General features: G+C 74.5%; 12 protein-coding genes and 2 pseudogenes. 9 read left to right on the forward strand and 5 right to left on the reverse strand.

The window, feature by feature from the left end:
• The first annotated feature begins 15 nt into the window (after nucleotides 1-15).
• A complete protein-coding gene (locus ABTY61_RS33185) occupies nucleotides 16-1,332 on the forward strand; it encodes a sensor histidine kinase (protein WP_350508856.1) in 1,317 nt (438 codons plus the stop codon).
• Complete coding sequence (locus ABTY61_RS33190; RefSeq protein WP_350508857.1) at nucleotides 1,329-2,012, forward strand: response regulator; 684 nt, start codon at nucleotides 1,329-1,331, stop codon at nucleotides 2,010-2,012. Before ABTY61_RS33185 ends, ABTY61_RS33190 begins: the two co-directional genes overlap by 4 nt.
• Before the next feature lie 58 nt (nucleotides 2,013-2,070).
• On the opposite strand, the gene ABTY61_RS33195 is transcribed toward ABTY61_RS33190, so the two are convergent.
• Both ABTY61_RS33195 and ABTY61_RS33200 read right to left on the reverse strand, forming a co-directional pair.
• The gene (locus ABTY61_RS33195) at nucleotides 2,071-2,784 is read right to left on the reverse strand and encodes a DUF2278 family protein (protein ID WP_350508858.1); all 714 of its coding nucleotides are present in this window, start codon (nucleotides 2,782-2,784) and stop codon (nucleotides 2,071-2,073) included.
• A 151-nt stretch (nucleotides 2,785-2,935) separates the two neighbouring features.
• On the reverse strand, nucleotides 2,936-4,342 hold the full coding sequence (locus ABTY61_RS33200) for a chloride channel protein (protein WP_350508859.1): 1,407 nt from the start codon (nucleotides 4,340-4,342) through the stop codon (nucleotides 2,936-2,938).
• Nucleotides 4,343-4,654: 312 nt separating this feature from the next.
• On the opposite strand from ABTY61_RS33200, the gene ABTY61_RS33205 reads away from it, so the two are divergent.
• Nucleotides 4,655-5,284, forward strand: a complete 630-nt coding sequence (locus ABTY61_RS33205) for a TetR-like C-terminal domain-containing protein (RefSeq protein ID WP_350508860.1) — start codon at nucleotides 4,655-4,657, stop codon at nucleotides 5,282-5,284.
• A gap of 13 nt (nucleotides 5,285-5,297) precedes the next feature.
• On the opposite strand, the gene ABTY61_RS33210 is transcribed toward ABTY61_RS33205, so the two are convergent.
• The 3 genes from ABTY61_RS33210 to ABTY61_RS33220 form a co-directional block, all read right to left on the reverse strand.
• Nucleotides 5,298-6,662 carry an FAD-dependent oxidoreductase gene (locus tag ABTY61_RS33210; protein ID WP_350508861.1) on the reverse strand — a complete coding sequence of 455 codons (1,365 nt, stop codon included), beginning with the start codon at nucleotides 6,660-6,662 and terminating at the stop codon, nucleotides 5,298-5,300.
• A gap of 155 nt (nucleotides 6,663-6,817) precedes the next feature.
• Nucleotides 6,818-7,669 (reverse strand): slipin family protein, encoded by an 852-nt coding sequence (locus ABTY61_RS33215; RefSeq protein WP_350508862.1) that lies wholly within the window; start codon nucleotides 7,667-7,669, stop codon nucleotides 6,818-6,820.
• A gap of 235 nt (nucleotides 7,670-7,904) precedes the next feature.
• Nucleotides 7,905-8,765 (reverse strand): NAD(P)H-binding protein, encoded by an 861-nt coding sequence (locus tag ABTY61_RS33220; RefSeq protein WP_350508863.1) that lies wholly within the window; start codon nucleotides 8,763-8,765, stop codon nucleotides 7,905-7,907.
• A 251-nt stretch (nucleotides 8,766-9,016) separates the two neighbouring features.
• Between ABTY61_RS33220 and ABTY61_RS33225 the strand changes: the two genes are divergently transcribed.
• The 6 genes and pseudogenes from ABTY61_RS33225 to ABTY61_RS33250 all read left to right on the forward strand — a co-directional run.
• Nucleotides 9,017-9,673, forward strand: a complete 657-nt coding sequence (locus ABTY61_RS33225) for a pyridoxamine 5'-phosphate oxidase family protein (protein WP_350508864.1) — start codon at nucleotides 9,017-9,019, stop codon at nucleotides 9,671-9,673.
• 90 nt (nucleotides 9,674-9,763) lie between these two features.
• Nucleotides 9,764-10,429, forward strand: coding sequence for an ATP-binding protein (locus ABTY61_RS33230; RefSeq protein ID WP_350508865.1), 666 nt, complete (start codon nucleotides 9,764-9,766; stop codon nucleotides 10,427-10,429).
• A 38-nt stretch (nucleotides 10,430-10,467) separates the two neighbouring features.
• A pseudogene (locus ABTY61_RS33235) lies at nucleotides 10,468-10,668 on the forward strand (glycosyltransferase family 2 protein); the annotation flags it as partial.
• 140 nt (nucleotides 10,669-10,808) lie between these two features.
• Entirely contained in the window at nucleotides 10,809-11,051 is a 243-nt protein-coding gene (locus ABTY61_RS33240; protein WP_350508867.1) for a plasmid mobilization protein, read from the forward strand.
• Nucleotides 11,048-11,419: a fic family toxin-antitoxin system, toxin component gene (locus tag ABTY61_RS33245; protein ID WP_350508868.1), complete on the forward strand. Its 372-nt coding sequence runs from the start codon at nucleotides 11,048-11,050 to the stop codon at nucleotides 11,417-11,419. The genes ABTY61_RS33240 and ABTY61_RS33245 overlap by 4 nt, the downstream gene beginning before the upstream one ends.
• Before the next feature lie 305 nt (nucleotides 11,420-11,724).
• A pseudogene (locus tag ABTY61_RS33250) lies at nucleotides 11,725-12,017 on the forward strand (LppU/SCO3897 family protein); the annotation flags it as partial.

The following is a 12,017-nucleotide window of genomic DNA, read 5'->3' on the forward strand; positions in this document are numbered from 1 at the left end:
CAGGGAGAACCACCGGTGAGCGAGGACCACTCCGCCTCCGCCGGCCCGTTCGCGGCCACCGACGCGCTGTCCGGCCACCCGTTGTTCGCCCGGCTGGCCCGGATCGGCCAGCGGCTGCGCGAGGCGGACCGCGACCACCCCTGGGTGCTGGACGCCGCCGTGGTGGCCGTGGTGTTCCTGGTGTTCGCCCTGCCCGACCTCTTCCCCGGCCACGGCGACGGCGGCCCGCACGAGCACCGGCTCAGCCTGGTCCGGCTCCCGCTGCCGGCCACCCTGGCCCTCCAGGCCGGCCTGGTGCTGCCGCTGCTGTGGCGCCGGCGCAGGCCCACGGCGGCCTTCGCCGCGATCATGGCGGTGTTCGTGCTCCAGTGGTCGCTGGGCGTGGGCCTGCGCGCCGACGCCGCCCTGCTGGTGGCGCTCTACAGCCTGGCCCTGCACGGCCGGCTGCGGCACCTGGCCTGGTCCTGCCTGGTGATGGTCGGGGCGATGGCGCTGGTCGCGGTGGAGGTGTCCGGTGGCGGGCTGCCGGTCGGGGACGCCCTGTTCTTCCTGGTCAGCGCCGCCACCGCGGGGGTGGCCCTGGGCATCGCGGTGCGCATCCGCCGCGCCCAGCTGGCCGGACTGCGCGAGCGCGCCGCCCGGCTGGAGATCGAGCGCGACCAGCGCAGCCGGCTGGCCACCGCCACCGAACGCACCCGGGTGGCCCGGGAGATGCACGACATCATCGGCCACAACCTGTCCGTCATCGTCACCCTGGCCGACGGCGGCGCCTACGCCGCCCAGACCCACCCCGAGCGCGGCCGCGAGGCGCTGCAACTGATCGGCGAGACCAGCCGGCAGGCGCTCGGCGAGCTGCGCCGGATGCTCGGCGTGCTGCGCGACCAGGCCGACCAGGCCGCAGAGTTCAACCCCCAGCCCGGCATCGCCGACCTGGACGGGCTGTGCGCCCGGATCCGCGCCGCCGGACCCCAGGTGGTGTACACCGTCTCCGGCGACCCGGACCGGCTGGACCGCGGCGTCCAGCTGATGGCCTACCGGATCGTCCAGGAGGCGCTCACCAACACCCTCAAGCACGCCGGAGCGGACACCCGGGCGCACGTCACCCTGACCGTCGACGCCACCCGGCTGCGGGTGCGGGTCCAGGACGCCGGCCCGCCCGGCGGCGCCCGCCCTCCGGCGCGCCCGGACGGCGAGGGGCACGGCCTGGCCGGGATGCGCGAACGCGCGGCCCTCTACGGCGGCACCGTCACGGCGGGCCCCGGTCCTGGGGGAGGATGGACCGTGGAGGCCGTACTGGACCTCACCCCCGACCCGACAGGCGGCCACCCGTGACCACCGTCCTCATCGTGGACGACCAGCCACTCCAGCGCTACGGCTTCCGGATGCTGCTGGAGAGCCAGCCCGACACCGAGGCGGTCGGCGAGGCGGCGCACGGCACCGAGGCCGTCCGGCTCACCGCAGACCTGCGGCCCGACGTCGTCCTGATGGACATCCGGATGCCCGGCATGGACGGCATCGAGGCCACCCGCCGGATCGTCGCCGGCGGCGGGCGCTCGCGCATCCTGGTCCTCACCACCTTCGACCTCGACGAGTACGCGCACGCCGCGCTGCGCGCCGGGGCCAGCGGCTTCCTGCTCAAGGACGCCCGGCCGGAGGAACTGCTCGCCGGGATCCGCGCCGTCGCCGAGGGCGACGCGGTGGTGGCCCCGGCCATCACCCGGCGGCTGCTCGACGCCTACGCCCATCACCTGCCGGTCCGCCCGGCCGGCGCGGCGCCCGTCGACGATCCCCGGCTGGAGGCGCTCACCGAGCGCGAGCGGGAGATCCTGGTGGCCATCGCCCAGGGCTGGACCAACAGCGAGATCGCCCAGCGGCTGGTGCTGGCCGAGTCGACCGTCAAGACCCACGTCAGCCGGGTGCTCGCGAAGATCGGCGCCCGGGACCGGGTGCAGGCGGTGATCTTCGCCTACGACCGCGGACTGACCCGGCCCAATCCGCCGATCAACAACTGATCTGCCGGCGGGCGCCCGGGGCCGTCGGCGTGCGGCCCCGGGCGGCCCTTCTGCCGTGCTACGCCTGGATGCTGGGGGAGTCCTGGGGTGCCCGGGCGGGGTGCGGGACGGCGCCGGGCAGGCCGTGGCCGGTGTGGTCGTCGGTGTGCCAGGACTGCGACTGGAAGGCGAGGAACACCGCCGCCCAGCGGTTCTCGTCCGGGAGGTGGATCAGCAGGGCGCCGTCCTGGTACACCCCGTCGTCCTTGCGGAACTGGCCGCTGTTGCCCTGGTTCATGTGCACGTCGTGCACGCCGTTGCCGGGCAGGAAGCCGAACACCTTGTCGGGGACGCCGGGTTCGGGCCCGAAGCGCTGGCCGAACACGTAGACGTCGGCGCCGTGGTCGGCGATCGCGTGCTGGACGTAGTGGTCGAGCAGGTCGGCGAGGTCGTTGTCCGGGCCCGGGAGGTCGGGCGGCAGCACGTGCATCGCGGAGCGGTCGAAGAGCTTGCCGCGGACGAAGTCCAGGCTCGCCGTGCCGGGGCGGGAGCCCAACTGCGTCCAGCCGCTGCCGGCGGGCGGGAGCAGGCCGGTGACCGGGTGCCGGAAGTCCTCGTCGGCGAGGTAGAGCAGGTCCGAAGGGGCCTGCTGGGAGAGCACGTTGACGGCCGCGCGGTAGTCGGTGCCGGCGGCGTCGCGCAGGTGGATCTGGTAGTGCGGGGTGCCGGTGGCGCCCTCGCGGCGCCGGTCGACGGCGGTGGCGGCGAGCACGCCGTAGTTGCTGATCGGCATGGGGCGATTCCTCGGGTGGGGTCGGCCAGGAGCAACTCCGTTATCGCGCACGGGCCGGGCGCGGTGCCGGGGAATCGGCGTTTGTTCATCTGACGTCCCCCGGACGGGTTTCCGCGGCACCGAACATTGACAAGAGCGCCGAACAGGGGCGTCAGGGCCGGTCGGGCGGTACCGGGGCGGGCGCCTTTCGAGCGTGCCCGGTCCGGCCGCGCAACAGCTCGGCGGTCAGGAACGCCGTCACGGCGGTGACGATCAGCAGCGGCATCGCGTCGGCCGCCTGCCCGCCGAGCAGCATCGCGGCCAGCACCGTGCTGGTCACCGGCAGCTTCGTCACGGCCGCGCCGGAGGCGGCCAGCCCGGCGGCCAGCGCCGGTGCGGTGCCCAGGCCCGGCAGCGGCGCGCAGGCCACCCCGAGGGCGCCGCCGATCAGGATCGCGGGGAAGATCGGCCCACCGCGCAGACTGCCCAGCGCGATCCCCCAGCCGAGTGTCTTGCACAGCACCAGCGCGAGCAGCGCGCCGATCGGCCAGGCGGCCGGATCGGCGGCGAGGGCGCTCAGGGTGGCCTGGCCGGAGAGCGCGGCCTCTTCCGGCGAACGGCCGGTGAGCAGCGCGTACGCGGCGACGCAGCCGCCGACCGCGACCGCGCAGCCGACGGTGCGGACGGCGGTCCGCCGGGCGGTCGGACCGACGCCGGGGCCGCCGGGGCCGCCGGGGCCGCCTGTCGTGAACGCCTTCACCCGGCGGCCGAGCGCCTGCCCCGTCACGCAGACCAGCGCGACCGCGACGGCCAGCGGCACGCCCCACAGGAAGTCACCGGGATCCGGGGTGCCGGTCGTCGGCACATGCGGCAGCGACAGCGCGCCGACCGCCAGGCCGGTCCAGTGTCCGAAGCCGGTGAACACCAGGGCGCCGACGCCGCTGGCGAGCAGGCAGGGCAGGATCAGTGCGACCAACTGCGGGCCGCCCAGCCCGGCCCCCTCGATCATCATCACCGCGGCCACCAGCGGGCTGCCGAAGATGGTGGAGATCGCCGCCGACGCCCCCGCCGCGCCCAGCACCGGTACGACCCGGGGGTTCCGGGCCCGGGTCGGGGCCCGGACGGCGAGCAGCGCGAGTCCGCCGCCCAGTGCCATCAGCGGCGCCTCCGGGCCGAGCACCGCGCCGAGCGGCAGGCAGCAGAGCGCGGCCAGTACCACCCCGGGCACGTCCCGGGGCAGGCTGGGCCCGCCGCCGGGCCCGTCCACCGGCACGTGCCCGCCGCGCCCCGGCAGCCGGGTGACGATCGGGGCCAGCAGCAGCCCGGCCAGCGCCAGCGCGGGCAGCGGCCACCACCAGGGCGCCCGGTCGAACCCGGCGGCGTCCGGCAGGCTCTCCCAGATCCAGTGCTGCAGCTCGTGTACCAGGCCGACGAACCCGAAGGCGACCAGCGAGATCGGGATGCCGACCAGCACCGCGACCAGCAGCAGTCCGAGGTAGCCCCGGTGCAGCAGAACCTCGCGCAGGGTGGGGCCGCCGCCCTGCCGCGGGGGCGTTTCCGGCGCCTCGGGCTCCGGCATGACCGCTCCTTCGGGTTTCTCAGGTGGGTGGGCCCCGTCCTGCGACCGAGTCTCGCCGGGGGCCGCCCGCCCCGCACGGCGTGCCGCCCGTACGAGCGCCGCACCCGGAAAGCAGGCACCCGTCGCGGTGGCGGCGGGTCACCGCTGCGGTTGCCGTACGGGCTGCCGCCGTGGGTGTGACTACCTTCCAGGAGGCGGTGGTCGATGGGTTCCCGGGTGGCCGGTCACGCAGCGCTCCTGGGAGGGAACGGATTCGTTCTCTAACATTGGTCGTAGGCCTGGTGGGCCGGACACCCCGGAAGGTGAGCAGCCATGTCCGCAGAAGCCCGTACCGCTGAGGACGGATCCGTGCACGCGGCGGCCGCCGCCCCGGTCCGTCGGCGCGGCGAGGCGCTGGAGAGCGCCATCTACCGGGCCGCCCTCGGGCAGCTCACCACCGACGGCTACGCCGGTCTGACCATGGAGGGTGTGGCCGCCGCCGCGCAGACCGGCAAGGCCGCGCTCTACCGGCGGTGGTCCTCCAAGGAGGAGCTGGTCATGGACGCGCTGCGGGCCGCCCTGCCCCCGGCCCGGCCGGCCCCGGACACCGGCAGCCTGCGCGGGGACCTCCTGGAGGTGGTGACCGGACTGCGCACCGCGATGTTCAGCGACCTGGGTGCCGCCGTCCGCGCCATCATGAGCGAGATCGACCACCAGCGCGCCCGGGTCTTCCTGGAGCTGGTGCAGGAGCGGGTGGTCGAACCCACCACCGCGCTGATCGCCGAGGTGCTCGACCGGGGCACCGCCCGGGGCGAGGTCCGCCCCGGGGCGGTCACCCCGATGGTCACCGACGTGGTGCCGGCGCTGATGCTGTACCGGATCAAGATGTGCGGCGGGGGCGCCGTGGAACTCGATCCGGTGGCGATCGTCGACGAGGTGCTGCTGCCGATCGTCCGCCGGTGACAGCAGGCGTGCCTCAGGCCCCGCTGTGGCGCAGCATGTCCTCGCGCTCGACGACCTTGACGCGCTCGCGGTCCTCGGCCTGCCCGAGCTCCCGCTCGTGGGCGTCGAGCTGCTTCCAGCCGTCCCAGGTGGTGAAGCGGACGCCGCGGGCGCGCAGGTGCTCCTCGATCGCCACCGGGTCGGGCTCGGTGGCGCCGGGCAGCCGGCCGGTGGCGTGGTCCTCCAGCAGGCAGGCGACGGTCTCGTTGGCGTCGCCCTTGGTGTGGCCGATCAGGCCGACCGGGCCGCGCTTGATCCAGCCGGTGACGTAGACGGCGGGGATGTGCGAGCCGTCGCCGTCCAGGACGCGGCCGGCCCGGTGCGGGACGGTGCCGGAGACCGGGTCGAAGGGCAGCTTGGGCAGCTCGTCGGAGTAGTAGCCGACGGCGCGGTAGACCGACTGGACGTCCCAGTCGGTGTGCCGGCCGGTGCCGCGCACGTTGCCGGTGCCGTCCAGCTCGGTGCGCTCGGTGCGCAGGCCGACGACCTTGCCGTCCTCGCCGAGCACCTCGACCGGGGACTCGAAGAAGTGCAGGTAGACCCGGTGGGGGCGGTCGCCGACGTCGCGGATCGCCCAGTTCTCGACGGTGGCGGCGACCAGGTCGACGTGCTTGACGGCGCGGCGCTCGGCGATCGAGCCCTCGTCGTACTCGATGTCCTCGGGGTTGACGATGACCTCGATGGTGGGCGAGTGGTCGAGCTCGCGCAGCTCCATCGGGCTGAACTTGGCCTGGGCCGGGCCGCGGCGGCCGAAGACGTGGACCTCGACGGCGCGGTTGGCCTTCAGGCCCTCGTACACGTTCGGGGGGATCTCGGTGGGCAGCAGCTCGTCGGCGGTCTTGGCGAGGATCCGGGCGACGTCCAGGGCGACGTTGCCGACGCCGAGGACGGCGACCTTCTCGGCCTCCAGCGGCCAGCTGCGCGGCACGTCCGGGTGGCCGTCGTACCAGGAGACGAAGTCCGCCGCGCCGTAGGAGCCGTCCAGGTCGATGCCGGGCAGGTCGAGCGAGCGGTCGGCCATCGCGCCGGTGGAGAAGACCACGGCGTCGTAGTGGCGGTGCAGGTCGTCCAGGGTGAGGTCGGTCGGGTAGTCGACGTTGCCGAACAGGCGGACCTGCGGCTTGTCGAGGACCTGGTGCAGGGCGGTGACGATGCCCTTGATCCGCGGGTGGTCCGGGGCCACGCCGTAGCGGATCAGGCCGAAGGGGGCCGGCATCCGCTCGAACAGGTCGATCGAGACGCCGGGCGCCTTCGCGGCGTCGGACTTGAGCAGGGCGTCGGCGGCGTAGATCCCGGCGGGGCCGGCTCCGACGATGGCGACTCGGATCGAACGGGTCATGCGGGTGAATCCTCCGGGCGGGCACACGGCGGGGCCGAATGGTCTGGACCCTTGCAGCCAACCCGCCGGTCGCGCGGAGGTGTAGGCGGTGTCGATCTATGACCTCATAGAGCCGACCTATGGCCGGCCCGGGAACTTCCCGGGCCGGCCGGACGTCAGTCGGCGTCGATCGGAGCGGCGGGCGCCTGCGGCGGGACGGCCGGCGCCGGGACCGGTGCGGCCGGTGCGGGCGCGGCCGGGGCTGCCGCGCCCTCGTTGAGCCGGTTCGCGGACGCCTCGAAGAACCGCAGCATCTCCACCGGGAACGGCAGCACCAGCGTCGAGTTCTTCTCCGCCGCCACCTCGACCACCGTCTGCAGCATGCGCAGCTGCAGGGCCGCCGGGGTCCCGGACATCATGGCCGCCGCCTCGGCGAGCTTGGCGGCCGCCTGGAACTCGCCGTCCGCGGTGATGATACGGGCCCGGCGCTCACGGTCCGCCTCGGCCTGGCGGGCCATCGAGCGCTTCATCGAGTCGGGCAGGCTGACGTCCTTGATCTCCACCCGGTCGATGTGCACGCCCCAGCCCGACGCCGGGCTCTCCAGCATGACCTCCAGGTCGTGGTGGAGGTTCTCCCGGCCGGACAGCAGATCGTCCAGCTCGCTCTTGCCGATGATCGAGCGCAGCGAGGTCTGGGCGACCTGCAGCATGGCGAAGTTGTAGTTCTGCACGTCCACGGTCGCCCTGATCGGCTCGATCACGCGGAAGTACAGCACCGCGTCGACGCTCACCGAGACGTTGTCCTTGGTGATGCCCTCCTGGGTGGGCACCGGCATGGTGACCACCTGGACGTTCACCTTGCGCATCTTGTCCAGCACCGGCACCAGCAGCGTCAGGCCCGGCTCGCGGACCGTCCCGCGCACCCTGCCGAGCCGGAACACCACGCCGCGCTCGTACTGCTGCACCACCCGCACGCCGGTCGTCAGCAGGAAGAGGACCACCACGGCGACGATCACGAGTACTGCCACGCCTGTTCTACCTTCTCCCCGTCGCGGTGCGGCCGGGCCGGGTCCGGAGTGGCCCTGTCGCCGGGCGCTCGCCGCGCGCAGCACAGTATGCTCCCGGCCGGAGGGCACGGTAAGGCTTGTGCAGGGGGATCTTGACGCAGCGTTGACGACGCCGGTCGATCCGGGCGCCGGGGCCGCGCCGTCGCCACCGCTTCACGGCGACGGCGACGGCGGTGGCGACGGCCCCGCGCGCGGCTCAGGCGCGGAAGGCGTCCGCGTGCTCGGCGGCGAACTCGGCGAAGGAGCGCGGCGGACGGCCGGTCAGCTTCTCGACGTCCGGGCTGACGGCCGAGGCCGCCCCGGCCGCGTACAGCCCGTACAGCTCCACCATGCCCTCGGCCCGCCACGGCTCCCAGCCCATGCCGAGCAGGCCGTCCAGGGCGGCCTCCGGAGTGAGCGCGGTGTACGAGACCGGGTGGCCCGCGGCGGCGCCCAGCTGCTCGGCCAGCTCGCCGTGGGTGAGCGCGGCCGGGCCGGTCAGGGTGTAGACCGCGCCCTCGTGCCCCTCCGTCGCCAGCACCTCGACGGCGGCCGCCGCGACGTCCCGGGCGTCCACGTACGACACCGCGCCCTCGCCGCCCGGCACGGCGAGGTGGCCGGCCTTGACGGTCGGGGCGGTGCCGAGGAAGTTCTGGTGGAAGCCGTTCGGGCTGAGGACGGTCCACGGCAGGCCGGAGGCCTTGAGGTGGTCCAGGCCCGCCACGTGCGAGCCGACGAAGCGCACTCCCTCCGGCCGGTACTCGACGCCGGCGGCCGCGTGCAGCACGATCCGCGGGCGGCGGCCGGTGCGGACGGCCGCGTCGATCACGTTCCGCTCGTGCTCGGCCATCTCCGGGTGCACGGCGACCAGCAGGTAGACGGTGTCGGCCCCGGCCAGCAAGGCGTCCAGCGAAGCCGGGTCGGCGAAGTCGGCGGCGACCCGCTCGACCCCCGCGTCCCACTCGGCCGGGCCCGCGGACCCGGCGCGCACCAGCGCCCGCACCTCCAGGCCGCGCTCGCGCAGCCCGGCGACGATCTTCGAGCCGACCGTACCGGTGGCACCCGTCACGACGATCACGGATGTGTCTCCTTGCTTCCCCGTTGTTCCCCGTTGCCGACCCGGACTTGATTCCACGTCAGGGGGATGATTGCAGGCGGCGGAGGGCGGATCAAGGTCGGGTTCCCGTTACCGGGTGCGGGGTGGGCCGACACGCACGGGGCCCCGCCGTTCCTCGACTCGGGGTGGGCCGGACGCTTGGATGGATCCGGCCTGGTCACCGCCCGGACACCGGTCCGGGCACCCCCTTGGCGAGCCGAGGAGCCACCACCGTGAACGACACCCCCGATCCCGACCCCACCGCCGTGGCCGACCGGATCGCCGAATGCCGCGAGCAACTCGGCCTCAGCGAGGACGCCCTGGCCCACCGGGCCGCGATGGCGCCCCAGTACCTGCGCCACCTGCTGGTGGCCGGCCCCGCCTTCGACCCCGGCGGTTTCGTCCGGATCGCGGCCGCCCTCGGCACCAGCCGGGAGGAGCTCCTGGAGGGCCGCGCGGACGCCCCGCCCGGCCGCGGCGGACCCGGCCCGCGGCCCCGGCTGCTCGACCTCACCGACGCCGAGTGCTGGGAGCTGGTCGGCACCCACGGGATCGGCCGGATCGCCCTGCCGGTGCGACCCGGCCCGGCGGTCTACCCCGTCAACTACGTGGTCGACCAGGCCACCTTCGCCTACCGCACCGGCGAGCACACCGCCACCGCCCCGGAGCCGGGGGCGGAGGTGTCCTTCCAGGTCGACCGCATCGACGAGTACCTGGGGCGCGGCTGGAGCGTGCTCGCCCTCGGCTCGGTCCAGTACGTGGACGACCCGGAGGAGCTGCACCGGCTCGACGGCCTGCCCGGCGCGGCCCCCTGGGCGGGCGGCGACCGGCCGCGCTGGGTCCGGATCCGCCCGGCCGAGATCAGCGGCCGGCGGCTGGTCACCGGGTGACGGCCGGTCATCGACCAGCGGCCGGCTGACGGTCGAGGCCCGTACGGCCGCTCGGCGGGCGGCCGTTGACCGCCGGGGCATACTCCTCGGATGGACGGAACCGCGAGGGACACCTGGACCAACACCACCCACGACTGGGCCGCCGCCGTGGACGCCGGGCACCTCGACGAGGTGCGGGCGGATGCCGCCGGTTGCGCCCCGGGTGGCGTGGCGCATCTCGTGCTGGAGGTGCTCGCCTACCCGGCCGACGAGGCGGACGCGCGCGGCGCGGGCCGGTGCGTGGTCACCCTGCACCCCGGCGGCTCGGTCTCGGTCCGCGACGACGGGCGGGGCACCGACACCCGGGTCGACGAACACGGCGAGGCGGTCAGGAAACCCGTCATGGCGACCAAGGACCTGCGCTTCTTCGACGACCCCGGGGCGGAGCTGCTCCCGGACGGCCACCCGCGTCGGGGCATGTCCGTCGTCGCGGCGCTCAGCACCCGGCTGCTGCACACCAACCGACGGCTCGACGGCGCCTGGACCCAGCGCTACGAACACGGCCTCCCGGTCACCGGCCTCGACCCGGTCGAGCCGGACGGCACCACCGGCACCTGCGTGACCTTCCACCCGGACGCCTCGCTGCTCCCGCAGAGCCCCTTGGACGCCGACCGGCTGACCCGGTGGGCGGCGCACTGGCCCGCCCTGGACGTCCGGGTGCTGGACGAGCGGGGGCTGGACGAGCGGGCCGCGTCCACCGGGCGGGACGGCGGATAGCGGACGGCGGGTAGCGTGCGGCGTGGAGCCGGGTGCGGATGGGCGTGACACTGGGCGTGGCGGTCCTGACGGTGGGGGACCGCCCCCGGGAACTGTGCGCACTGCTGGACTCGGCGGCCGCCCAGGAGGGCGACCGCGCCACCGTCGTGGTGCTCGGCCAGGGCGCCCCGCTGCCCGAACTCCCGCCCGGGGTGCACGCGGTGGAACTCCCCGAGAACCTCGGCATCCCCGGCGGCCGCCCCGCCGTCCGATCCGCCGCAGCACGGTGGGGCGGATGACCCGGTCGGGTCGGCCTCCGGTGTGCCGACCGGGTCCTGCCGTGTTCCGAGGCCGGGCGGCCGCCTTGTAGCGGGCCGTACCTGCGGCTACGCTCACGGCCATGAAGCAGTTGAACGTCCGACTGGACGACGCCGTGCACGAGGCCCTGGAGCAGCGCGCGGAGGCCGCCGGGATGAGCCTGCCGGACTACGCGCGCAAGGTGCTGGCCGAGGAGGCGGACGAGCGGCGCGAGCGGTTCCTGACCGCCGCCGCCCACTTCGCGCAGGCCTGGGGGCCGGCGTTCGAGGAGGAGTTCGGGCCGTACCCGCGCAGCACCCGCGACGCCACGGCGGACGCGGCGTGATCCTGCGGATCGACCGGGTCTGGCTGCTCGACATCGCCCACCAGTTCCTGCCGGGCGACCCGGACATCACCGACTACGGCACTCTGGCCGCCGCCGTGGCCCGGCACGCCGACGAGGTGATGGACGTGCCCGTCTACGGCGCCGTGCACCAGCGCGCGGCCGCCCTGATGCACCAGCTGATCAGGGTCCCGGCGCTGGAGTCCGCCAACGAGCACTTCGCCGCCGTGGTCGCCGCCTCGTACCTGAGCGCCTCCGGCGTCATCGTCACCGCCGACCCCAAGCAGGCCGTCGACCTGGCCGTCCGGATCCGCGCGGGGAGTACCGACGTCCGGGAGACCGCGAGCGCGATCCGCACCTGGTACCGCTGAGCCCGGGGAACCTGCCCGCGGCTGCCACCGCCGCGATTCGGCGCCGATCGACCGATTTGTGATCACGGTTCGGTGACCTTCCGTCGGCCGGGGGCCTTGATGACCCTTTCCTGGCGATCGAGGGGCGATAGGTTTCGCCGGAACACATTCTTGATCACCACGGGGGATTCACCATTTCCACTCAGTCTGCCGAGCTGCCCGACGCCACCGCGCCCACGGAGACCGCCTCCGCCGCCCCGGCCGAGGAGTCGCCCGTCTACGGCGAGGGGCAGCTCACCTGCTCCGTCTGCGGCTCCGTCCCGGCCGTGGACGCCACCATCCGCGGGCACCAGGGCTTCGTCATCGTCCTGCGCTACCTCAAGCGCCGGGGCCCGTACTGCCGCAGCTGCGGCATCGCCACGCACCGCGAGATGGTCTCCGACAGTCTCTGGCAGGGCTGGTGGGGCATCCCGTCGATGATCATCAACCCGATCGTCATGCTGTTCAACATCCCGCAGCGGCTGAAGATCAACAAGCTGGCGGAGCCGTGGGGGGGGGGGGCCCCCCCCCCCCCCGCGCCCGCGCCGCCGGGGGGTCAGCGGCGCCCGCGCATAGGGGT

This window comes from Kitasatospora sp. NPDC096128, assembly GCF_040303105.1.
GTDB lineage: Bacteria > Actinomycetota > Actinomycetes > Streptomycetales > Streptomycetaceae > Kitasatospora.

What these genes read in the sequence shown, in the direction of transcription:
- ABTY61_RS33240 (WP_350508867.1), top strand. Translation starts at nt 10,809, where the DNA reads ATGAAGCAGTTGAACGTCCGACTGGACGACGCCGTGCACGAGGCCCTG.
- ABTY61_RS33200 (WP_350508859.1), bottom strand. Translation starts at nt 4,342, where the DNA reads ATGCCGGAGCCCGAGGCGCCGGAAACGCCCCCGCGGCAGGGCGGCGGC.
- ABTY61_RS33230 (WP_350508865.1), top strand. Translation starts at nt 9,764, where the DNA reads ATGGACGGAACCGCGAGGGACACCTGGACCAACACCACCCACGACTGG.
- ABTY61_RS33195 (WP_350508858.1), bottom strand. Translation starts at nt 2,784, where the DNA reads ATGCCGATCAGCAACTACGGCGTGCTCGCCGCCACCGCCGTCGACCGG.
- ABTY61_RS33205 (WP_350508860.1), top strand. Translation starts at nt 4,655, where the DNA reads ATGTCCGCAGAAGCCCGTACCGCTGAGGACGGATCCGTGCACGCGGCG.
- ABTY61_RS33210 (WP_350508861.1), bottom strand. Translation starts at nt 6,662, where the DNA reads ATGACCCGTTCGATCCGAGTCGCCATCGTCGGAGCCGGCCCCGCCGGG.